Source organism: Salegentibacter sp. UBA1130 (genome assembly GCF_002311535.1).
Taxonomy (GTDB): domain Bacteria; phylum Bacteroidota; class Bacteroidia; order Flavobacteriales; family Flavobacteriaceae; genus Salegentibacter; species Salegentibacter agarivorans.
In genome coordinates this window covers 23,437-44,668 of sequence record NZ_DCAP01000040.1, presented here as the reverse complement: position 1 = coordinate 44,668, position 21,232 = coordinate 23,437, and the positions used below count along the sequence as shown (strand labels likewise).

The 21,232-nt window shown below is 39.6% G+C and carries 24 protein-coding genes; all 24 read left to right on the top strand.

What is annotated here, in order from left to right:
• Positions 1-1,257: a TolC family protein gene (locus tag B4F31_RS17185; RefSeq protein ID WP_414706142.1), complete on the top strand. Its 1,257-nt coding sequence runs from the start codon at positions 1-3 to the stop codon at positions 1,255-1,257.
• 25 nt (positions 1,258-1,282) lie between these two features.
• A complete protein-coding gene (locus B4F31_RS17180) occupies positions 1,283-3,112 on the top strand; it encodes an efflux RND transporter periplasmic adaptor subunit (RefSeq protein ID WP_286761823.1) in 1,830 nt (609 codons plus the stop codon).
• Positions 3,113-3,155: 43 nt separating this feature from the next.
• Positions 3,156-3,668, top strand: a complete 513-nt coding sequence (locus tag B4F31_RS17175; protein ID WP_034892138.1) for a DUF3347 domain-containing protein — start codon at positions 3,156-3,158, stop codon at positions 3,666-3,668.
• A 73-nt stretch (positions 3,669-3,741) separates the two neighbouring features.
• Positions 3,742-4,188, top strand: a complete 447-nt coding sequence (locus tag B4F31_RS17170; protein ID WP_037314436.1) for a hypothetical protein — start codon at positions 3,742-3,744, stop codon at positions 4,186-4,188.
• Between the two features lie 37 nt (positions 4,189-4,225).
• Complete coding sequence (locus B4F31_RS17165) at positions 4,226-4,558, top strand: P-II family nitrogen regulator (RefSeq protein ID WP_208225788.1); 333 nt, start codon at positions 4,226-4,228, stop codon at positions 4,556-4,558.
• A gap of 124 nt (positions 4,559-4,682) precedes the next feature.
• Positions 4,683-5,270, top strand: a complete 588-nt coding sequence (locus B4F31_RS17160; RefSeq protein WP_034894378.1) for a DUF3347 domain-containing protein — start codon at positions 4,683-4,685, stop codon at positions 5,268-5,270.
• Positions 5,271-5,723, top strand: a complete 453-nt coding sequence (locus B4F31_RS17155) for a heme-binding domain-containing protein (protein WP_208225787.1) — start codon at positions 5,271-5,273, stop codon at positions 5,721-5,723.
• Between the two features lie 280 nt (positions 5,724-6,003).
• Positions 6,004-6,573, top strand: coding sequence for a helix-turn-helix domain-containing protein (locus B4F31_RS17150; protein WP_208225786.1), 570 nt, complete (start codon positions 6,004-6,006; stop codon positions 6,571-6,573).
• A 76-nt stretch (positions 6,574-6,649) separates the two neighbouring features.
• Positions 6,650-7,198 carry a DUF3347 domain-containing protein gene (locus B4F31_RS17145; protein ID WP_093302939.1) on the top strand — a complete coding sequence of 183 codons (549 nt, stop codon included), beginning with the start codon at positions 6,650-6,652 and terminating at the stop codon, positions 7,196-7,198.
• A 28-nt stretch (positions 7,199-7,226) separates the two neighbouring features.
• Positions 7,227-7,721, top strand: coding sequence for a DUF305 domain-containing protein (locus B4F31_RS17140; protein WP_208225785.1), 495 nt, complete (start codon positions 7,227-7,229; stop codon positions 7,719-7,721).
• Between the two features lie 11 nt (positions 7,722-7,732).
• A complete protein-coding gene (locus B4F31_RS17135; protein ID WP_208225784.1) occupies positions 7,733-10,177 on the top strand; it encodes a multicopper oxidase domain-containing protein in 2,445 nt (814 codons plus the stop codon).
• Between the two features lie 5 nt (positions 10,178-10,182).
• The gene (locus tag B4F31_RS17130; protein WP_208225783.1) at positions 10,183-11,499 is read left to right on the top strand and encodes an APC family permease; all 1,317 of its coding nucleotides are present in this window, start codon (positions 10,183-10,185) and stop codon (positions 11,497-11,499) included.
• 106 nt (positions 11,500-11,605) lie between these two features.
• A complete protein-coding gene (locus B4F31_RS17125; RefSeq protein WP_208225782.1) occupies positions 11,606-13,288 on the top strand; it encodes a multicopper oxidase family protein in 1,683 nt (560 codons plus the stop codon).
• A 69-nt stretch (positions 13,289-13,357) separates the two neighbouring features.
• A complete protein-coding gene (locus tag B4F31_RS17120) occupies positions 13,358-13,930 on the top strand; it encodes a serine O-acetyltransferase (RefSeq protein ID WP_075327058.1) in 573 nt (190 codons plus the stop codon).
• 48 nt (positions 13,931-13,978) lie between these two features.
• Entirely contained in the window at positions 13,979-14,365 is a 387-nt protein-coding gene (locus B4F31_RS17115; protein WP_037314420.1) for a DUF302 domain-containing protein, read from the top strand.
• 15 nt (positions 14,366-14,380) lie between these two features.
• Positions 14,381-14,554: a hypothetical protein gene (locus tag B4F31_RS17110; RefSeq protein WP_156101175.1), complete on the top strand. Its 174-nt coding sequence runs from the start codon at positions 14,381-14,383 to the stop codon at positions 14,552-14,554.
• 401 nt (positions 14,555-14,955) lie between these two features.
• Positions 14,956-15,642 carry a DUF2231 domain-containing protein gene (locus B4F31_RS17105; protein ID WP_075327981.1) on the top strand — a complete coding sequence of 229 codons (687 nt, stop codon included), beginning with the start codon at positions 14,956-14,958 and terminating at the stop codon, positions 15,640-15,642.
• Between the two features lie 9 nt (positions 15,643-15,651).
• Complete coding sequence (locus tag B4F31_RS17100; RefSeq protein WP_037314417.1) at positions 15,652-17,148, top strand: FMN-binding glutamate synthase family protein; 1,497 nt, start codon at positions 15,652-15,654, stop codon at positions 17,146-17,148.
• Between the two features lie 102 nt (positions 17,149-17,250).
• The gene (locus B4F31_RS17095; protein WP_057481174.1) at positions 17,251-17,958 is read left to right on the top strand and encodes a PepSY domain-containing protein; all 708 of its coding nucleotides are present in this window, start codon (positions 17,251-17,253) and stop codon (positions 17,956-17,958) included.
• A gap of 37 nt (positions 17,959-17,995) precedes the next feature.
• Positions 17,996-18,568, top strand: a complete 573-nt coding sequence (locus B4F31_RS17090) for a DUF3347 domain-containing protein (protein ID WP_051931246.1) — start codon at positions 17,996-17,998, stop codon at positions 18,566-18,568.
• Positions 18,569-18,908: 340 nt separating this feature from the next.
• Positions 18,909-19,187: a helix-turn-helix domain-containing protein gene (locus tag B4F31_RS17085; RefSeq protein ID WP_051931248.1), complete on the top strand. Its 279-nt coding sequence runs from the start codon at positions 18,909-18,911 to the stop codon at positions 19,185-19,187.
• A 78-nt stretch (positions 19,188-19,265) separates the two neighbouring features.
• A complete protein-coding gene (locus tag B4F31_RS17080) occupies positions 19,266-20,273 on the top strand; it encodes a potassium channel family protein (protein WP_051931249.1) in 1,008 nt (335 codons plus the stop codon).
• 113 nt (positions 20,274-20,386) lie between these two features.
• Positions 20,387-20,707, top strand: coding sequence for a four-helix bundle copper-binding protein (locus B4F31_RS17075; protein ID WP_034892172.1), 321 nt, complete (start codon positions 20,387-20,389; stop codon positions 20,705-20,707).
• A gap of 335 nt (positions 20,708-21,042) precedes the next feature.
• Entirely contained in the window at positions 21,043-21,207 is a 165-nt protein-coding gene (locus tag B4F31_RS17070) for a hypothetical protein (RefSeq protein ID WP_208225781.1), read from the top strand.
• Positions 21,208-21,232: the final 25 nt, after the last annotated feature.

The window sequence follows — 21,232 nt, the reverse complement described above, 5'->3', positions numbered from 1 at the left end:
ATGAAATCAAAAGATATTTTAATAATAAAATTGAATAGAAGAAGCGGAATGCTAGCGGTGATTGTCTCTCTTTTCTTTTTTCTTACAGGAACAGCCCAGCAGCTCCAGCCTTACCTTACCCAGGCTTTGGAAAATAACCCGAAGATACAGGCGTTTGAACTGCGTTATGAAACGGCCCGGGAGAGGATTGAAGAAGTTGGGGTACTCCCGGAAACCCAGTTCAGCGTAGGCTATTTTGCCAGCGAACCAGAGACCCGAACGGGCCCACAGCAGTACAAACTATCGGTGCAACAAATGATTCCGTGGTTTGGGACTATCACGGCAAGGGAGAATTATGCATCAAGCCTTGCCGATGCCCAATATGTGGAAATCGCCACGGCCCAGAGGCAACTGCTGCTAAATGTGGCCGAAAATTATTACAGGCTTTATGCCATTAGGGCAAAGCAACGCGTATTGGAACAAAACATAGACCTGCTGGAAGCCTATGAGGAGCTTGCGCTTACTTCCCTGGAGGTAAACCAAGCCTCGTCCGTAGATGTGCTTCGCCTGCAAATGCGGCAAAACCAGCTACGGGAACGTTTGGAAAACTTCGATGAAGAATTTAAAGCCGAACAAGCTACTTTCAATGCCTTGCTCAATACCAGGCCCGGTGCCGCGGTAGAAGTTTACGATTCTCTGGCGGTGCCACAGGAAGACCCGGTACAGTTGCCAGAAGTTCCACAGGTGCACCCGGAGTTGTTGCGTTTTGACAAGCTGTATGAATCGGTAGGGGAAGCAGAAAAAATGAACCGAAAGGAAGCCCTGCCCGATCTGGGATTTGGCCTGGATTACGTTGCGGTGGGGGAAGCCACTGCGATGCAAGCCCCGGATAGCGGAAAGGACATCCTGATGCCGATGGTCTCTATAACGGTTCCAATTTTCGGTAATAAATACAAATCGGTTACGCGGCAAAATGAACTGAAGCAACGTGAGCTAAATGCACAACGGGAGAACCGGCACAACGAATTGGTGTCGCGCCTGGAAGCCGCGGTGAGCAATAGGGCAGAGGCACGCATAAGCTACCGTACCCAGTTGCTCAACATCGAGCAAGCCAATGATGCCGAAGAAATCCTCAGGCGGAATTACGAAACCGGTACCATAGATTTCAATGATGTGCTGGACGTACAGGAGTTACAGCTAAATTTTGAGCTGAACCTGATAGAAGCGGTAAAAAACTATTACCAAGCCAGTGCGAACATTAATTATTTAAGTGAATAATTCAGAATAAATTAAAACAAAAACGATGAAGAAATATATCATTTACACCGGGTTACTGTTAGGAGGACTGCTTCTGGGCTATCTGTTTTTTGGTGGCAATTCGTCTGAAAATAACGTCGAAACAGCCACTACAGAAGAACATAATCACGAGGAGGAAAACCAGCTGTGGACCTGCTCTATGCACCCGCAAATTATGCAGCCCGAGCCGGGTGATTGCCCCATTTGCGGGATGGACCTTATCCCTGCCGAGAGTGGCGGCGGCGAGGTTGGGCCGCAACAAATAGAAATGTCTGAAACCGCCCTGGCTCTGGCCAATATCCACACCGTGGAGATCGGCGATAGCCTCTTAGGGGATCACGACCTGGTGCTCTCCGGGAAGATCGTGGAGAACGAAGAGGTGAAAAGTGTGCAGGCTTCTTATTTTGGCGGCAGGATAGAAAAACTTTATATAAATTACACCGGGGAGGAAGTACGCCGCGGGCAGGTGTTGGCCACTATTTATTCCCCAGAGCTGGTCTCTGCCCAGCAGGAATTGCTTACCGCTGCGGGGATGAAGGACTCTCAGTCCCGGTTATACGAATCTGTACGCCGAAAATTGAAATTATGGAAACTCAGCGATAAGCAAATTCAGGAAATTGAAGTTTCGGGGGAGGTAAAAGAATATTTTCCTATTTACGCCACGGTTTCAGGTACGGTGACTGAAAAACTGGTGGAAGAAGGCGATTACGTTAAACAAGGGCAACCCCTTTTCGAGATAGCCAATTTAAGTAGCGTATGGGCGCAATTTGATGCTTACGAAAACCAGATCGCCCAACTAGAGGAAGGTCAACAACTAAAGATTACAGTAAATGCACGTCCCGGCAAAGAGTATGAAGTGCCCATTACTTTCATTGAACCACTGCTTAATACCGCAACACGTACGATAACTGTGCGTGCAGTCCTGCCAAATAATGAAGGCCGCTTAAAGCCCGGGATGTTCGTACGTGGGAGAGTGGCACCGGCTCATAAAGAAAATACAGATAATACAGAACCCCAGCTTATTACAGTGCCAAAATCGGCAGTGATGTGGACCGGGGAACGTTCGCTGGTTTACGTACAACCCAATCCGGACAGGCCTGTCTTTGAAATGAGGGAAGTGAGCCTGGGGGCCGCCGCGGGTGGTAATTATGCGGTTACAGATGGCTTGAGTACCGGAGAGCGCATTGTGGTAAACGGTGCCTTTACCGTAGATGCTGCCGCACAACTCCAGGGCAAAAAGTCTATGATGAACAAGGACGGAGGCAAGACATCTACCGGTCACGAGGGCCACGCCGGTATGGACATGGCAGGTAGCGAGGGTAATGCCAATATGGAAACGGCAGGAACCGGCAACGTTGACCATACCGAAATGCAGGAACGCATCGTGGTACCTGAAGAGTTCACCAACCAGCTAAATGGCGTTTTTGATCAATATTTGAAGTTGAAAAACGCCCTGGTGGAAGATGAGGCCAAAACCGCCCAAGCAACTGCAACGAAAGTACTGGAAGCAATGAACAAGATAGATATGAGTCTTTTAGAGGATCGTGAAGCTCACGACCACTGGATGCTGATTTCAAAAGAAGTAATTGGTGCTGCGGAAAAAATAACGGAGAGTGAAGATATTTCTACTCAGCGGGATCATTTTAAACACCTGTCTGCCCATTTGAGCAAAGCGATGCAACTTTTTGGAGTGGGACAGACCGTTTATAAGCAATTTTGCCCTATGGCAGATGACAATGCGGGAGCCTACTGGCTCAGCCGTTCAGAAGAGATCAAAAACCCTTATTACGGTAGCGCAATGTTAACCTGCGGCGAAATCGTGGAAACTATAAACTAAAGCAGGGAAGAACAAATTTTTATAACCTTTAAAACCTATTAAGATGAAAAGAACAATGATGATGCTCCTTCTAACTTTGTTAAGCATGGGAGTTTATGCACAACACGACCACGACAATATGGCTGGTCATGGTGAAGAAATGCAAATGTCGCCTAAGTTCAAAGACAAAGATCTGGGCGCTGCTTATGAACATTACCTATTGGTAAAGGACGCTTTAGTGGCTTCAAATGATGCAAAGGCCGCCAAGCATTCGATGAAACTCGAGAAAACTTTGGCAAAAGTGGAAAATGCTGAGACGGCTCGCAAAGAAGCTTCGCAAATGGCCGGTGCCACTTCTCTGGAAGACCAACGTGACAATTTTAATGCTCTTAGCGATGCAATGTTGAAACTGGTTAAAAATGGGAAGCTTGCCAAAGGTGAAATTTACCTGGAATATTGCCCTATGGCAAACTCTAATAAAGGCGGCTATTGGCTTTCCAATGAAAAGGCGATCAAGAACCCATATATGGGCCAAAAAATGCTGAAATGTGGTAGTGTAAAAGAAACTATCAATTAATAAAGTCCTGCAAGGTATGGATAGACTCTTTTTTATAGATCTATCCATTTTGCAGGCACAAAATTAGATTGAAATGAAAAATACATTCAAAGTTCTAACAGCGGTATTTCTTCTGGCCGTGGTTTTTGGTGCTTGTAACTCCTCTGGGGAGCAGCAAAAACAAAAAAAGCAAGACAAACTGGCTACAGAAATTAGTACAAGTACCGCCAATAAACAAACCTTTTCTTTAGATTTTCAGATAGGAGACAAGTTGCCTAATGACCTGGTATGTATGGTAAACGATGCCTATATGGCCAAACCGCAAATCCCGGTTCCGGTAAACGGGAAAACCTATTATGGTTGCTGCGAGATGTGCGTGGGCACCTTGAACAACGAAGAATCTGCAAGGATGGCCACCGATCCCCAAACAGGGGAAAGAGTGGATAAAACCGAAGCCTTTATTGTACTGCTTGACGCGAATGGCCGGGTTGGCTATTTTAATTCAGAAGCGAATTACACAGCTTACACAAAAAAGAGCTAAGCATAACAAAACTTATTTCAACTTAAATTTAGAAGATATGAATGAGATCAAAGCCTTTATCAGACCCGAAAGACTTAGTGAAGTGACCATGAATCTGCGGGAAGAAAACTTTTGTTGTTTTACCGTATTTCAAGGCGAGGGGGTTGGAGATTACACTGATTCCAAAACCGCTTCCCCCAGCCTGGATTTTCCATTTATGCACAGCAAAGTCATTAAAATGGAGATAGTGTGCGAAAAAGAGGATGTAGATAAAATTGTAAATATTATAAAAGTAAGTGCCCGTACTGGCAAAAGCGGGGACGGGCTCATCTATGTAAGCGACGTGGAACAGCGTATAAAAATAAGGACTGGGGAAAAGGAAAGCCGGTAAGTGCTTTTTTTGTTTCCGGTCGAACAACCAAGTAAAATACTAAGTTCCGGGCTGTGTTTTATGGCATCCGGAAAATTTAATTAATTGCAGTAACAGAAATATCAACCTTTTAAAAACAAGAAAAATGAAAACAGTAAAAGTAAGTTTGGGAGTGATGGCTATGGCATTTGCCGTAATAAGCACTTCTTGCAAGAACAACGAGAAAAACAGCAATACAACTATTGAAGACGCGGCGACCGAGCGCGCTGTCCCGATGGAAGAAAACAGGATGGAAAGCAGCAATGCTGCCCAAACCGATGCCAGCCTGACCACATACTTGGAGCTTAAAAATGCCTTGGTAAATGACGATCAGGAGGCCGCGGCCAAAGCCGGGGAAAAAATGGTGGGACAGTTAAAGACCTTTAAAACGGAAAACTACGAACAGAACGACCAACAAGAACTGCAAGATATCATAGAAGACGCCACTGAGCATGCCGAACACATTGCGGAAAGCCCCATAGGCCACCAGCGGGAACATTTCGACATTTTGAGCAAGGACATGATAGACCTGATTGACATTGTCGGAACCAGCCAAAAGTTGTACCAAGCTTATTGCCCGATGTACAATAATAACAAAGGTGCACAGTGGTTGAGTGTAACCAAAGAAATCAAAAATCCCTATTATGGAAGTAAAATGATGGATTGCGGAGAGGTGCAAAGAGAAATTAACTAAATGAAGACAATCAAAATCATTGCACTGGTTTTTTTAGTTGTGTTGGTGGGCATCCAGTTTGTGCCCACCAATCGCAACCAAAGTGAAGTGGTGCCAAAATCAGATTTTATGCTGGTCAACAATGTCCCACTAGAGGTACAGGATAAATTAAAGCTTTCCTGTTATGATTGCCATAGCAACAATACCGAATATCCCTGGTATAACAAGATACAACCGGTGGCCTGGTTGCTGGAAGACCACATCAGGGAAGGAAAATCTGAACTAAATTTTAATGAATGGGGCGAGCTTTCTGAAAGAAGAAAAAACAGTAAGTTAAGGTCAATAATAAGCCAGATTGAAGATGATGAAATGCCTTTGGATTCATACACTTTTATCCATTGGGATGCTAAATTTTCAGAATTGGAGAAAAAGGAAATCATAAAATATATGACCCAGCTTAAAAATAGTTTATAAAAAATTTTTAAAATGAACAATATCATACCCTTAAAAAAGAAAAGGAATTTTTTTCATTGATTGGTTAGTTAATCTTTTTCATTTGAGGGCGTGATGTTAAAGTCCTGTAAGGGAAGAGTGTTTTTTGTTTAATTAGTTTATAAAGCCTCTTTCCTTGACAGGCACAAAGATTAAAAAATATAATATTGTCAGGCCGCTTGGAAAAAATGAGCATGGTAGCTCAAATAAATGGTTTAAGTATGGTCAAAAAATAAACTTTCAGTAAGCATTATCCAAAATTATGATTATAGAAGTCTTGGTTAAAAATATGGTCTGTAACCGGTGTATTAAAGTAATAAAAAACGAGTTACTTGAAGCCGGGGTGGCAGTAACAAAAGTAGAATTAGGCCGGGTAGTTTATAAAAGCAAAAATATAGCTTGTGATTCTAAAAAGTTGGAAAAGGTCCTGGATGAAAACGGCTTTGAACTATTAGAGGGCGATGACAAAATTTTAATCGAAAAGGTAAAACTGAGTCTAATACGGCTTTTGGAAAACCTGCCCCTGCAAAAATCCGGGACTTTATCCAGCTACTTATCCAAAGAAACCGAAACTGATTATTCGCGGTTGAGCCGGATTTTTTCCTATACCGAAAACATAACGGTAGAAAAGTATTTTATAAAGCTGAAAATTGAAAAAGTAAAAGAGCTCATTCAGTCCAAACAATATAATTTTACCCAGATTAGTCAGCTATTGGATTATACTAATGTAAATTATCTTTCCAGGCAATTTAAAGCAGAAACAGGGATGAATTTATCTCAATATAAAAAACTTAATAACAATTTTAGAAATTCTTTAGACCAAATTTTATAGATGTTTAACCAAATTATGACAATAAATCCTTTTTCTTACCATTAATTTTAAAAATCAAATTTAAAACCAGAAAAAAATGAAAAGTAAAATTTTAAATTTTGGTGTTGTTCTCTTACTAGCTATTGCCCTATTTTCCTGTGTAGATAACAAAGGGAAGCAATCGGTTGAAATAAACACCCCTGAAGAGGTTAAAAAAGCCGAAGAGAAAACAGCAGATATTGCCGATCAGGATTTTATAGATGGAATGACGGGAAAAATCTGGCATAATTACCTGGAAATAAAAATAGCATTAACCAATGCTGATGCAGACCAGGTACAGGATGCGTCTCAAAGTATGGTAGCCTCTTTTTCAGAAGAAAGAGCAGAACTGAAAGCTATTGCACAACAATTATCTGAAACCAGCGAGCTGGAAAAACAAAGGGAATTATTCGCAGCATTTACAGAAAAAGCTGGGCCTATGTTTGAAGATGCATTATCTGGTGGTACGATCTATAAAAAGTTCTGTCCTATGGCTTTTGACAATAAAGGAGCCTATTGGTATGCTGATATCGAAGAAATAAACAATCCATATTTCGGTGATAAAATGCCCAATTGTGGTTCCGTAAAAAAGACAATTAAAAAGTAAAAACCAACCTAACCAAAACCAAAAAATAATGAATTCAGAAGCAAAAAACCACCATAAAACTGGTGGTAGCAATTACGGTAGATTTTTTCTAATGCTCGGGTTATCTTTTATAGCCATGTACATTACCATGTACCTGAATACCTACGAATTTGATCATGTTTATTTCAGCTTGACCCGTTTTTATATGACCTGTTTGGGGATAGCGGCAATGGCGGTAATTATGTTGTCGTTGATGTTGAAAATGTATAAAAATAAGAAGAAGAATATAGCAATTTACGTGGGTAGCCTGGTGCTGTTTGTCTCTGCTTTAGGTTTAGTACGAGCACAACGACCTATTATAGGGGATCTTTTATATATGAAAGCGATGATTCCTCATCACTCTATAGCGATATTAACCAGTAAAAGGGCAGATATTAAAGATCCTGAAACCAAGAAACTAGCCGAGGAGATCATTGAAGCACAGAAACGCGAAATTGCCCAAATGAAGAAGATTATTTATCGTTTAGAGAACGTAAACAAATAAAATAACAAACTATGATATTGAAAAATTACTTTCTAATCCTACTGATATTTTTAGGTTTTTCGGGTTACAGCCAGGAAGAATTAGAGGCATCCGTAGAAGGAAACGTTGACGATCTGCCTGTGCGGGAATACACGTTGACCTTGCGGGAAGAACAGGTCAACAAGGCTGGCAAGCCGGTTATGGGTATGACCGTAAACGGTCAGATCCCCGGGCCCACATTAGATTTTAATGAAGGGGAATATGCCATAATTTATGTGAAGAATGAAATGAGCGTAGAGTCTTCCATTCACTGGCACGGTATGCTGCTGCCCAATTTTTATGATGGTGTACCCTACCTTTCTACCCCACCTATAGAACCCGGCAAAACCTTAAAATATGAATTTGCAATAAAGCAAAATGGTACCTATTGGTACCATTCCCATACGATGTTGCAGGAACAGAGTGGTGTTTTTGGTCCCATCGTCATACAACCGAAAGAAAAAACATTGGAGTATGATAAAGAGCAGGTTTTGGTATTGTCTGACTGGACCAATGAAAAGCCCAGGGATGTAATGCGGTTTTTAAAACGGGGCACCGAATGGTACAACATAAGAAAAGGAACGGCCACACCGCTCAACCAGGTTATTGCCAGGGGGGCACTGGGCGCACAGTTCGATTTTTGGAGGCAACGTATGGAAAGCGCGGATATTGCTGATATTTATTATCCTGCCTTCTTAATTAATGGCGAGGATAAAATTGAATACCCAGATTTTAAACCAGGTGAAAAAGTGAGGATGCGTATTATTGATGGTTCCGCCTCCACTTCATTTTGGATGGCCTTTGGCGGCCCAGACCCTTTGCTTGTCTCTGCAGATGGTAAAGATGTTGTTCCTGTTAAGAAGAACAAGACTTTTATTGCCGTTGCAGAAACCTACGATTTTATCGTGACCATACCGGAGAATGGCAAACTGGAATTTAAAATAATGGCACAGGATGGCTCCGGTACCGCAACTGCCTACTTAGGTCAAGGCCCTATCGTTGCCGCCCCTGACGTTACCAAACCGGATAAAATCGGGATGATGCAGCAAATGGCTAAAATGAAAATGAAAATGGGCGCACCCGCTTTAAAATTTCGACCAGGTAAAGACGAGCGATACGAGATGAAAGAGAAATGGGGGATGCAAATGGACAATAATTTGCAGATGGAAGGAATGAAGGAAATGGATATGATGAATATGGACAAGTCCAATATGAAAAATATGGAAATGAAGAAGGATAAAATGGACGGAATGCAAATGGATATGAAAAAGGATTCAATGCAGATGGACCGTTCCAATATGGTCGGGATGGATACGGAAAAGGATTCCAAAATGAATGAGGCCTCTGAAATGGAGGATATGAACAAGACGAACCCGACTGCCGGACGGGAAGTAATGGACGAAGCAGATGGCATGCAGGGAATGGCTATGTTTTCGCAATACAACTATGACTACCTGAAGGCGCCAGAGAAGACCAGCTATGATCCCGATGTGCCCGTAACCGAAATCCTACTGAACCTTACCGGGAATATGCAACGCTATATCTGGAGTATGAACGGTGTCCCTTTATCTGAGGCAGATAAAATAAAAATCAAGGGAGACGAGGTGACCAGGATTACCTTCAACAACCTGACTATGATGCACCACCCCATGCACCTTCACGGCCATTTCTTTAGGGTCATCAATGAAAATGGGGAATATTCCCCTCTAAAACACACGGTCAATGTACCGCCAATGCAAAAAGTGACCATTGAATTCTATGGCAATGAATACGGCGATTGGTTTTTCCATTGCCATATTCTTTACCATTTAGTAAGCGGTATGGCACGCATTGTCAGCTATGACACCCCTAGGGATCCAAGGCTAGAAGAATATCCGGTCTCCAAGCTTCTGGATGAGACCGATCAGTATTATTCCTATGGAATGATAGATGCGGCATCGCATATGACCACATTGAACCTGATATCGTCTAATATCCGAAATCAGTTTAGTTTCCGGGGGGAATATGGTTGGAACAAAAATATGGAGGTAGAAGCTGCTTATGATAGATACCTTTATGATTATTTGACTGTTTTTGGCGGTATAAATGTCGAAAACGGAATGGAGGATAGCCTCGATGAGATAACAACAACAGCAATAGCAGGTGTACGATATCTCACTCCTTACTTATTTACGTTGGATGTGCGAATGGACAGCAAATTGCGCCCGCAAATTAGCCTGAGCCGTGCGATCAGTATTTTTCCGCGAACAATATTGTTCGGAGTGTACGAGTACCAGGCAGATTTTGGGTGGGTAGATGAACTGCCTCAAGGAGATAATTTCAAAAAAGAGGTTACCTGGAGTACAGGTATTGAATATTTTTTATCCAAGAATTTTTCCTTGATGGGAAGCTATGACAACCGTTTTGGCGCTGGTGGTGGATTATCATTACGATTCTAAACAATATGGGAAATTATAAAGAAAACAGTCTAAGCCTGGTGGGTGCAATATCCATGGGAACCAATGTTATGATTGGTGCAGGGATCTTTGCGCTTCTTGGTCAAGTGGCAGAACTTTCTGGTGAGTATTTTCCAATAGCTTTTATTGTGGGTGGAATTATATCAGGATTTAGTGCTTATTCTTATACCAAAATGTCCAATGCGTATCCATCTGCAGGAGGTATCGCCATGTATTTGGAGAAAGCTTATGGAAAAGGTATTGTAACTGCTTTTGCAGCTTTGCTGATGACGTTCTCTATGATTATTAATGAAAGTCTGGTGGCCAGAACCTTTGGTAGTTATACGTTGCAATTGTTCGATGCGCCAAAAGACAGTTATCTCATTCCTGTTTTAGGGGTGGGCCTACTCATTTTAGCCTTTGTAATTAATATTGCGGGCAATAAGGTAATAGGGAAATCCTCCCTTGCCATGGCGATCCTCAAAACCGGTGGGTTATTGATCTTTGCCGGAGGAGCTATCTATGCCTCGGGTTTTGTAGTATCAGATTTAGTACCTTCAGGAGGTACCGGCGGGGAAAGGGGAGTAATGGAGTACCTTGGAGCACTGGCTTTATCTATCCTTGCCTATAAGGGTTTTACTACTATAACCAATAGTGGTGGTGAAATTGTGAAACCACACAAAAACGTGAGCAGGACCATTATCATTTCATTGCTCATTTGCGGGCTAACCTATTTACTCGTTTCGTGGGGGGTGATTTCCAACTTGAGTATTCCTGAAATCATTGAGGCCAAAGATTATAGTCTAGCTGAAGCTTCCAGGCCATTATTTGGTCAATTTGGTTTATGGTTTACCGTGGCTATTGCTATTATCGCCACTATTTCTGGAGTAATTGCCAGTGTTTTTGCAGTTTCAAGAATGACTGCTATGTTAACTGACATGAAGTTGATACCTCACAGTCACTTTGGTATGAAAGGGAGTATACAAAAGCATATGCTGGTGTATATTATAGTAATTGCCATTGTGCTTACTATCTTTTTCGACCTTTCCAGGATAGCCTCCCTTGGCGCAATATATTATTTGGTGATGGATATTATTATTCATTGGGGAGTGCTTACCAAAATGAGAAAGGACATAGAGGCCAAAGCGGGGATCGTAATAAGCGCAATAATTCTGGATGTGGTAGTTCTGGGTTCCTTCGTTTATATTAAAATAGAACGTGATCCCACCCTAATTTGGATAGCATTTGGTTCTATGTTGCTCATATTTTTAGGTGAAAAATGGTTTCTAAATCGAAAACCTCCAGAAAAAGGGGCGGTAGATTAGCTGTTAAGCAGCCTACGACTTTTAAGTTGTCTAAGTATCTAAAATTTAAGCGGGGCTTTAACCTTCCTTGTGCTGAAATTTTACGAATGCAATTCAAAATAATATAATGATGAAAAAAAACGTAAACAGAAGAAATTTTATACAAACTGCAAGCCTGGCAGCAGCAGGTTTCTATGTAATGCCTTTTTTTGCCTCCTGTAAATCGGATACCTCCACCCGGCATCCTGAGACCGTAAATAAAATGAACAAGGATTTTATTGCCGATTTAGATCTACAACTTACCGCATTACCTTCCCAGACCAACATCTATCCAGACAGTAGTACCAAAACATATTCCTATAGAGCATCTATTATAAAAGGTAGTGAAGATAATTTACAAAATATAGAGGGTAGCTATTTAGGACCTGTTATTCGGGTAAAGAAAGGGGATAAGGTTAGGGTGAGGTATGAAAACCAGATTCCGGCCGAATCTATTGTACACTGGCATGGCCTGCACGTGTCTCACGAGAATGATGGCCACCCAGAGCATGTAATAAGTGAAGGAGAAACCTATTATTATGAATTTGAAGTGATGAACAGGGCTGGAACGTATTGGTTCCACCCACATCCGCATAAACATACAGGGGAACAGGTATATAAGGGACTGGCAGGATTGTTTATCGTATCTGATAAAGAAGAAGAAAAATTAAATTTACCCCAGGGTGAATATGATATTCCTGTGGTAATCCAGGACAGGACTTTTAATGATAATAAGCAGCTCCAATACCTAGGCGATGGTCAGATGGATCGAATGCAGGGTTTTTTAGGTGAGCAAATATTGATCAATGGTAAAATTGATAATACCCTGAACCTGGGCGCAAACGGGAAATATCGTTTAAGGCTCTTAAACGGTTCCAATTCCCGTGCCTATAAATTGGCATGGGATAACGGCGAAGCGATAACCGTATTGGGTGTAGATGGAGGTCTGCTTAAAGCGCCAAAAAGAATGTCTTATTTAATGCTAGGGCCGGCTCAGCGGGTAGATGTATGGTTGGATTTATCTCAACAGTCAGAAAATAGTCGTATTAAACTGGTCCATTTACCTATCCCACTGGACATGATGGGTGGTGGCATGATGAATGGCGGGATGATGGGAAATAGCAGTAGCAATCACTTGCCTTATGACACTCAGTTTGATATTCTGGAAATAAATGTGGGGGCTTTCGCAGAAAACAAAGATGCTCAATTACCTGGTGAGCTCAGTTCTTTCAATACATTGGCGGCCACAGATGCCATCAATAAAGACAATCCCAGGACTTTCACCTTCGCTATGGGCGGAATGATGGAATGGACCATTAACGGTCGCACCTATAATGGCACCGAAGTAGCTGAAGAAGAGACCGTTAAATTAGATACTACTGAAATCTGGCGTATCAATAATGGAAGCCAGTTTTCTTCAGATTCTGATGATGACAGCGGAATGATGGGCGGAGGAATGCATGGCAACGGTGGAATGATGGGCGGTCAGGGAGGCATGGGAAATATGATGCAAATGCCACATCCTGTTCATATCCACCAATTACAATTCAACATCTTAAACCGAGACGCTGATAAGGTAGATGATAAGCTTTGGGAAGCAACCAAAGACGGTTTTATCAACGAAGGCTGGCAGGACAGTGTTTATCTTTTACCAGGAATGCAAATGGATTTGATCATGCGATTTGAAGACTATAAAGGATTGTTTCTATACCATTGCCATAATCTGGAGCATGAGGATATGGGCATGATGAGAAACTTTAAAATAGTGTAGAAAGAACAGGATAAGAGAATTAAAAAAAACTGAACGATGAAATTTTTATTAACTCTAAAACAAAGTAAAATGAAAACAATTGTAAAAACCTTAATGATTATAGTAGCAGTAGGAACATTGATAAGTTGTAAATCAACATTTAACGCTTCTGAAGCAATGGATGTTCCAGACAATCGAAACGCTGTTTACCAGGAAATTATTTCGAACCCAAACCAATTCAATGAATTTATTGATCTGGCACAACAAGACGAAGGGGCAAGAAAACTCATGATGCAAAGCCATATGCAAATGATGGAATCTGGCAAGATGAAAGCCATGATGCAAAAGAACCCGGGGATGAAAGAAAAGATGAAATCCCACATGGAGAAAATGATGGATGATCCTGAAATGAAAGAAAAAATGCATAAGATGATGCAGGAGAGACTGGACAGGAATCCAGAAATGAAGAAAAAGATGAAAGAGAAAATGATGAAAGATCCGGCTATGAAAGAAGCAATGATGGAAGAGATGCATTCCAAGATGAAATCTAATCCCGAAATGGCCGAGAAGATGATGGATAAAATGATCCAGTTTTTGCATGAGAATCCTGAGCTTATGGAAAAGATGAAAGCCAAAATGAAGGCACATCAGGAAAAGATGTAAATTTTAAATGCAGTCAAAAAAATTGTAAAACGCATTAAATAAAAAATCATGGACTATTATTTTAACAAAAGCCTTAAAGGAAATTTCGAAGAGGTAATCGTTAAAGTTACCGAGGAATTGGAAAAAGAAGGTTTTGGGGTATTAACAGAGATCAACGTTACTGAAACTTTGAAGAAAAAGCTGGATGTGGATTTTAGAAACTATCGCATTCTTGGAGCCTGTAACGCGCCTTACGCTTATAAAGCTCTAAAAACGGAAGACAAGATTGGGGCTATGCTGCCCTGCAATGTGATTGTACAGGAAAAAGAGGCAGGAGAGATAGAAGTAGCGGTGGTAAATCCCATTGCTTCCATGCAGGCGGTGGAAGATGATGCGCTAGGCAAAGTGGCTAAAGAGATCAAGGTAAAACTTCAAAAAGTTATTTCGAACCTTTAATTAAATAATTGAACAATGAAAAAATTCAGAATTTTACTGTTAGTCTTATTTGTGGGAACTTTTAACCTTACCATGATTTCCTGTAGGGAAACCACCGAAGATGACCACGGCGATATGGAAATGGAACAGGGAGGGATGGAAGGTGACGATATGGAAATGGACCATAATGAGTCTATGGATCATGATTAGAATCTGGGATTAAAGTTTAAAGGAAATGGAGGGATCGTTGTTTATGATAATTAGTTGAAGTCTTAATTTCCCTCCTTTTTCTTTTTTCATTGTAGAATTCCAAACCATATAGCGATATGGCAGATATTTAAGATACCCGGTATGGATTTTAAATTTATTTTTCGAGTTATCAATTTAAGTTCCATTTTAAATCGCCAGAATAATGCGGGTACTTCTAAATAATTTAAGATGTTTGGGCCTAATGAATTTACCATTAAGACATATTTACATTATACTCTGCCACCAATCCACGAATATTTTCTACAATTTATTGGTGGATTCGTGGCTCCTTTGCGCATTTTTGGGCAGATTAAGAATATTCTATGCTTCCGGTAATTAACTTTATAACTCCATTTATTTTTATGAAAAATTTTGTCTTTATATTCTTTTTAATGATGTTGCCATTATTACTCCCGGCGCAAGACGATCATAATCATTCTCCATTAGGTCAGGAACAGGGATTAGACCCCGATACTATAACCACAAATATAGCTACAGAAAATACCAGGCAGGATCCGGCTTTAGGATCAGAAGATAGTTTCAGGGAAGTTAAGGCGGCGCTTGATGATTTTCCAAATCTTCATCCTTTGGTGGTTCATTTTCCCATTGTTTTGCTTTTACTGGGGGCATTTTTGCAGCTAATTCAGATTTTTACTCTGAAAAGGAATCTGGATTGGATAATCCTTTTAACCGTAGGCGGAGGGTTTATCGGTGCCTATATAGCCGGGGTGTATGCCCATCCCCATACCCAGGATTTAACTGAAATGGCCAAAAAAGTATTAGAACAGCATGATAAATTTGCCGAATGGACCATTTATTCCAGCGCAGTTGCTGCTACCTTAAAATTGATCAGCTTATTTTTATTGAAGAAGAACCGGGTTTTTGAAATTTTTGTATTCCTAATTCTTGCTTTTTCAGCATATTCTGTTGCAGAAGCAGGACATTATGGTTCCCAGCTGGTATATATAGAAGGAGTGGGCCCTCAGGGCGAATATCTTGAAACTGAAAAAACAGATGGAAATAGCAAAGGCGAAGGACACTCGCATTAAATTGGATTTATGAGAATTTTTTTTTTAATAGGTTCTTCAGTATCCGCGGTAGGACTTATATTAATTATATTGTGGCGGCCGCATCTATGGTGGATAGCGATTTTATTGCTTCCTATTTATATATTGGGCTTTAAAGATTATTTTCAAAAAGCAGACAATATTCAGCGTAATTATCCTTTATTTGGTAGGCTTACCAATTTATTAGAAGAACAACGTCACGTTTTGCAAGAAGCTTTGTTTCTCAACCGCGCCGAAGGTATGCCCTTCAATTGGATCCAAAAGGAAATTGTATATAAGCGGGCCGCAAATGCAAACATGAATCAGCCATTTGGCACCCAGTTATCTTATGAGAGTACTGGCCGTGAATGGTTTTTGCATTCTACATTTCCCTCAAAGGAATTTCGCGATAATTTTCGTATTAATATTGGAGGTCCAAATTGTACTAAGCCCTACAGTTCAAGTATTTTGAATTTAGGGGCAATGAGTTATGGCTCTATTAGTAAAAATGCTACCCTGGCTTTTAATGGAGGGGCTAAAATAGCGGGATTTGCACAAAACACTGGTGAAGGGGGGCTTACACCTTATCATCAAAAATACGGGGCAGATCTAATCTTTCAATTTGGCACCGGATATTTTGGATGCCGAAATGCTGAAGGGAATTTTGATGCTGAAAAGTTCACTGAAATAGCCCAGAATGATCTCGTAAAAATGATCGAGATTAAAATCTCACAAGGAGCTAAGCCAGGTTTTGGTGCTATACTTCCTGCCAGTAAAAATACCAGGGAGATTTCAGAATATAGGGATATTGAAGCACATACAGAGATTCATTCCCCGGCGCACCACAGTGCTTTCAGTAACCCTAACGAGTTGCTTAAATTTATCAAAGAATTACGTGATCTTTCCTCTGCAAAACCTATAGGGATTAAACTCTGTATTGGTTTAAAACTCGAATTTGATGAGATGATTGAAATATTTTCGAAAAATAAAGAAAATAATTTTCCAGATTTTATTGCGGTAGATGGAGCAGAAGGTGGTTCTGGGGCTGCAAGCATGGATGGATTACATTGGGGCGGAACACCTTTAATTGAGGCGCTCCACTTTGTGGATATAACTTTAAAAAAATATAATCTGCGCAAACATATTAAGGTTATAGCTGCGGGAAAAATAATTTCTTCTTTCGATATTTATAAAGCATTAGCCGTTGGGGCCGATGCTTGTTACAGTGCCAGGGGTATGATGTTTGCCCTGGGGTGTGTCCAATCTTTAAAATGCAATTTAAATACCTGCCCTACCGGAATAACCACTATGGATTCAAAGCGGGTAAAGGCTTTGGTAGTTGAGGATAAGAAACACAAAGTGGCTAATTATCATAAAAACACCATTCAGGGTTTAAAGGAATTGTTACTATCAATGGGTATCTCAGATAGAAATGGAATAAACAAAACCAGTATTGTAAGAAAAATTAGTGAGTCGGATAGTAAATCCTATAGTGAACTTTATAAGTGATCTTTAATGACTAAAAGTAAATTTGTAATGGATTACGTAGGTAAACGTAAACATAATTGCAAACGTAAAAAGAATAATCTAATATATGGAAGTTAATTAGAAATGGTGAAGAGAAAAACAGCGATGAAAATTCGTAAAGCCCATCGATATCTGGGAATCTTTATAGGCATTCAGTTCTTGATGTGGACTATTAGCGGGATGTATTTTAGCTGGACCGATATCGATGAAATTCACGGAGATCACTTTAAAAAATTGCCTCCTGAAACTTCAAATTTTGAAAATCTTGCCGGTATTTCCACGCTCATTCCAGAAATGAAAATTCATAGTATTAGTTTAAAAGAAGTTTCGGGAATGCCTTACTATTTTGTAAACAACGAAAAACTGGTACACGCACAAGATGGCAAAGTTATCGATGAAATTTCAGAAGAAGATGCCAAGAATATTGCGCAACGATATGTAAAAGATGATTTTAAAATAATTTCAGTAGAAAAAATCAACAAAGTCGGGGATCATCATGAATACCGTAGTGGATCTTTTCCGGCTTATGTTATTAATTATGCCCAACCTAAAAACCTAAAAGCCTATGTGGGTGCTACCGATGCAAGTTTTAAAACGGTACGTTATCGCGACTGGCGTTGGTTCGATTTTCTTTGGATGACCCATACCATGGATTACGAAGGAAGGGACGATTTTAATAACCTTATACTACGTATTTTTTCTCTTATGGGCCTTATAACGGTCTTGAGCGGTTTTTTACTCTGGTATATTTCATCACCATCAATAAGAAAATTTCAAAAAAAATTCAAATAAACCTAATTTTGAACATTAATAGCGATAAAATCGGAAAATGAAAAAAATAATTAGAAGCATAACAGTTTTAAGTCTCATTGCTGGAAGTTTAGCGATATTCTCCTGTAAAAATGACCAAAACACAAAGGATGCCCCAAAGCCTATGCAAAATGAAATGCACCAGCCAAACATTGATGAAAATGCTGAAGCAAAAGGCTATGAGGATGAAGGATTGCAAGCAGAATTTAAGGATGAAAAAACTGCTGATCTCTATGACCTGTATGTAGCTATTAAAGACGCATTTGTAAATACCAATTCCCAAGCCGCTAGTGCAAAAGCAGCAGAACTTGCGGAAACGGCAACCAATAAGAAGGGTATAGTGGCTATTGCAAATGAAATTGCAGAAAGCGGTAATATAAATAAGCAGCGGGAAGCTTTTTCTAAACTTACAGAAGCTATGGAACCTGTTTTAAGGAATGCATTAGCCTCTGGAGAAATCTATAAGCAATACTGCCCCATGGCTTTTGAAGGAAAAGGAGACTATTGGTATTCAAATTCAAAAGATATTTTTAATCCATATTACGGAAATAAAATGTTGAAATGTGGTAGAGTTCAAGAAACAATCAAATAAGCGTAAGAATAACTTGCTTGGTTTTCGCACCTTGTAGGTTGTTCAAAAGTTTTTGGGTCAAAGTAAATAAAGGGTGCATAAATAAACGTGGTGTGCTAGAGGTGCTTATAGTGGTAAAAGAAATTTTTAATAATTTGAATATTCCTTTTTCCGTGGTAAACCTTTGTGAGGCCATTAAAGAAAGGAAGCTCTCTGCTGTTGAGAAAGAGCAACTATAAACAGAATTTGAAAAATTAGGGTTCGAGATCATTGAAAGCCGTAATGAAAAATTAATTAGATAAAATCCTTAATTACTAAAAAGGTTTATTCAAAAGACACCGCAAACGATAAATTTTCAACTATGCCTAGCTCGCACCTGCACTTCGATTATAGACATATAACCCACATCTTTACAGATAGGGAGGGACAGAGTATTCAGCAGCTTTACATCTCGGTTCGAATTGAACGCGTAAAAGAACTTTTAAATTACGATGATTGGAGTATCGCGATGATTGCAGATAACCTTGGATATTCCACAGCCGCCTATCTTTCAACTTCATTTAAAAAGGCAACTGGGCTTTCCCCTTCAGGTTATAGGAAGTTACAAGTAAAAGACCGGAAAAGTATAAATATGGTCTAAGTTTCCCTTGGTATGGAAGTTTAACAGGGTTAGCTTGTTCAAGGGGCTACTTAGGTCAAATAAAATAAAGCATAAAATATGAACATTCTTTCAATCTTAGGCATAATTATTTATCTATTAATTGTGTTAGATGTTATTCAAACAACTCTTTCCTTGCAGGGTGGGGGGTGGTTAACCAGCCGGTTTTCCCATTTTTTCTGGAAAGGATTTTTAAATATTTCTGGCAAAGACGGAAGCTCAAAATTTTTAAGTCATGCAGGTTATATCCTGCTTATTGCAATTGTAATAATTTGGGTCTTTGCCCTGTGGAGTAGTATGGTGTTGATTTTATATTCCAATCCTGGATCAATAATTCAAAGTTCCACCAAGACCACCGCAGGATTATGGGAGGTAATATATTATAGCGGTTTTACCCTCTCCACTCTGGGCGTTGGTGATTTTATAGCGGCAGGAAATTATTGGAGGCTACTAACCACTATTTATTCCTTTACAGGTCTTATTCTTCTTACTATGTCGGTAACTTATTTTATTCCCGTTCTTTCAGCAGTTATAGACCAACAAAAATTGGGGATAAAACTTAGTACCTTAGGAAGCACACCGCAAGAAATTGTACTTAATTCCTGGAATAAAAAAGACTTTTCAAGACTGACGAATAAAATTGATGATATATCCGACTCTATTATTAAATACAGCCAGCATCATAGAACATATCCGGTTATTCATTATTTCCACAACCCAAATCAAAGTAACAATGTAGTTTTGCAACTGGCGCGCCTATACGAGGCATTAGTTATCCTTACCCATAAAATAAAAAAGGAAAAACAGCCCCCCTTAGAAGATATTCGGCCTTTGATTGTAGCTTTTGAAAATTATTTTAAAATTATATCTGAAGTTACCCATATCAATATTAAAGAAAAAAATACTGCAAAAATTTCGGTTGCAATTTTGCAGGAACACGGCTTGGTGTCTACCACTATAGAACAAAAAGATATAGAAGAAAAATTTATGAAAAAACGTAGATTTTTCAAGACCTTATTATTGCAGGATGGCTGGAAATGGACACAATTAGAAGAAAAAAAGCCTTAAAATTTTAAGGACTTTGTTAAATACCTTTAAAATTGAAAGATCTTAGCATAATTTTAAAACCCACTTTGGTTTTTAGTTTATAATTTCGACATAAACCATTAAAAATCAATATTATGAGAAATGAAAAATTAATTAATGCACTTGGAAATTGTATTAACCATTGCAATTATTGTGCTGATGCCTGTCTTGATGAAGACAATGTAAAGATGATGAAAGATTGCATTAGAATTGACAGGGTATGTGCTGAAGCCTGTGCTGCTTTAAATCAAATTTTAGCCACGAGTTATAGCGATGTGAATGCCCTGGTTGAATATTGTAAAAAGGTATGTCAGGATTGTGCAGATGAATGCGATAAGCATGATCATCAACACTGCAAGGATTGTGCGCAGGCTTGTAGAGAATGTGTAGAAGCTTGTGAAGCTTATCTGGCTTAATTGTAACTGGGACCCGGTTTAGGCCGGGTTTTTATTTACGATTTAGCAGGCTATGTTAGTTTTTGAACCTATTTGAAAACTACCTCAATGTTTTTGAGGTCGCAACTGGTCAATTGCCAGTTTGATGCTCTTAATCTATAATATTTTGTGCTTTCGCAGTCCTTAAAAACTACTCTTTCCTTTCACTTTCATATATGCGTTTAAAGTAATTTCAGGGCGGTTTTTTGCCTGAGGTTACTTAATAAAATTAGGACGATCATATCTTTTGATTCTTAGCTAATTATAAGAAATAACTCTTAACTGGACAATTTTACCAATCATATAAATATAATATAATGAGTGCAAATAGAAGAGATAGAAGAAAAAATAAAAACCGGAAAAAGTCAAAATCCAAGAAAGATACTGTTTCCAAAAAAGATAAAATTTATGGTATTCTTGCTTTAATTATTTTGTTTTTTGCAGCCTTATTTGCTGCCATTTCTTTTGCTTTTATGGCTTAGAGTATATATTTAAAACCTAAATTAT

Coding starts and splice junctions, on each gene's coding strand:
- B4F31_RS17135 (WP_208225784.1), top strand. CDS start 7,733: ATGATATTGAAAAATTACTTTCTAATCCTACTGATATTTTTAGGTTTT.
- B4F31_RS17095 (WP_057481174.1), top strand. CDS start 17,251: ATGGTGAAGAGAAAAACAGCGATGAAAATTCGTAAAGCCCATCGATAT.
- B4F31_RS17085 (WP_051931248.1), top strand. CDS start 18,909: ATGCCTAGCTCGCACCTGCACTTCGATTATAGACATATAACCCACATC.
- B4F31_RS17175 (WP_034892138.1), top strand. CDS start 3,156: ATGAAAAGAACAATGATGATGCTCCTTCTAACTTTGTTAAGCATGGGA.
- B4F31_RS17145 (WP_093302939.1), top strand. CDS start 6,650: ATGAAAAGTAAAATTTTAAATTTTGGTGTTGTTCTCTTACTAGCTATT.
- B4F31_RS17180 (WP_286761823.1), top strand. CDS start 1,283: ATGAAGAAATATATCATTTACACCGGGTTACTGTTAGGAGGACTGCTT.
- B4F31_RS17160 (WP_034894378.1), top strand. CDS start 4,683: ATGAAAACAGTAAAAGTAAGTTTGGGAGTGATGGCTATGGCATTTGCC.
- B4F31_RS17165 (WP_208225788.1), top strand. CDS start 4,226: ATGAATGAGATCAAAGCCTTTATCAGACCCGAAAGACTTAGTGAAGTG.
- B4F31_RS17075 (WP_034892172.1), top strand. CDS start 20,387: ATGAGAAATGAAAAATTAATTAATGCACTTGGAAATTGTATTAACCAT.
- B4F31_RS17155 (WP_208225787.1), top strand. CDS start 5,271: ATGAAGACAATCAAAATCATTGCACTGGTTTTTTTAGTTGTGTTGGTG.
- B4F31_RS17100 (WP_037314417.1), top strand. CDS start 15,652: ATGAGAATTTTTTTTTTAATAGGTTCTTCAGTATCCGCGGTAGGACTT.
- B4F31_RS17125 (WP_208225782.1), top strand. CDS start 11,606: ATGATGAAAAAAAACGTAAACAGAAGAAATTTTATACAAACTGCAAGC.
- B4F31_RS17170 (WP_037314436.1), top strand. CDS start 3,742: ATGAAAAATACATTCAAAGTTCTAACAGCGGTATTTCTTCTGGCCGTG.
- B4F31_RS17120 (WP_075327058.1), top strand. CDS start 13,358: ATGAAAACAATTGTAAAAACCTTAATGATTATAGTAGCAGTAGGAACA.
- B4F31_RS17110 (WP_156101175.1), top strand. CDS start 14,381: ATGAAAAAATTCAGAATTTTACTGTTAGTCTTATTTGTGGGAACTTTT.
- B4F31_RS17115 (WP_037314420.1), top strand. CDS start 13,979: ATGGACTATTATTTTAACAAAAGCCTTAAAGGAAATTTCGAAGAGGTA.
- B4F31_RS17130 (WP_208225783.1), top strand. CDS start 10,183: ATGGGAAATTATAAAGAAAACAGTCTAAGCCTGGTGGGTGCAATATCC.
- B4F31_RS17140 (WP_208225785.1), top strand. CDS start 7,227: ATGAATTCAGAAGCAAAAAACCACCATAAAACTGGTGGTAGCAATTAC.
- B4F31_RS17185 (WP_414706142.1), top strand. CDS start 1: ATGAAATCAAAAGATATTTTAATAATAAAATTGAATAGAAGAAGCGGA.
- B4F31_RS17090 (WP_051931246.1), top strand. CDS start 17,996: ATGAAAAAAATAATTAGAAGCATAACAGTTTTAAGTCTCATTGCTGGA.
- B4F31_RS17150 (WP_208225786.1), top strand. CDS start 6,004: ATGATTATAGAAGTCTTGGTTAAAAATATGGTCTGTAACCGGTGTATT.
- B4F31_RS17105 (WP_075327981.1), top strand. CDS start 14,956: ATGAAAAATTTTGTCTTTATATTCTTTTTAATGATGTTGCCATTATTA.
- B4F31_RS17070 (WP_208225781.1), top strand. CDS start 21,043: ATGAGTGCAAATAGAAGAGATAGAAGAAAAAATAAAAACCGGAAAAAG.
- B4F31_RS17080 (WP_051931249.1), top strand. CDS start 19,266: ATGAACATTCTTTCAATCTTAGGCATAATTATTTATCTATTAATTGTG.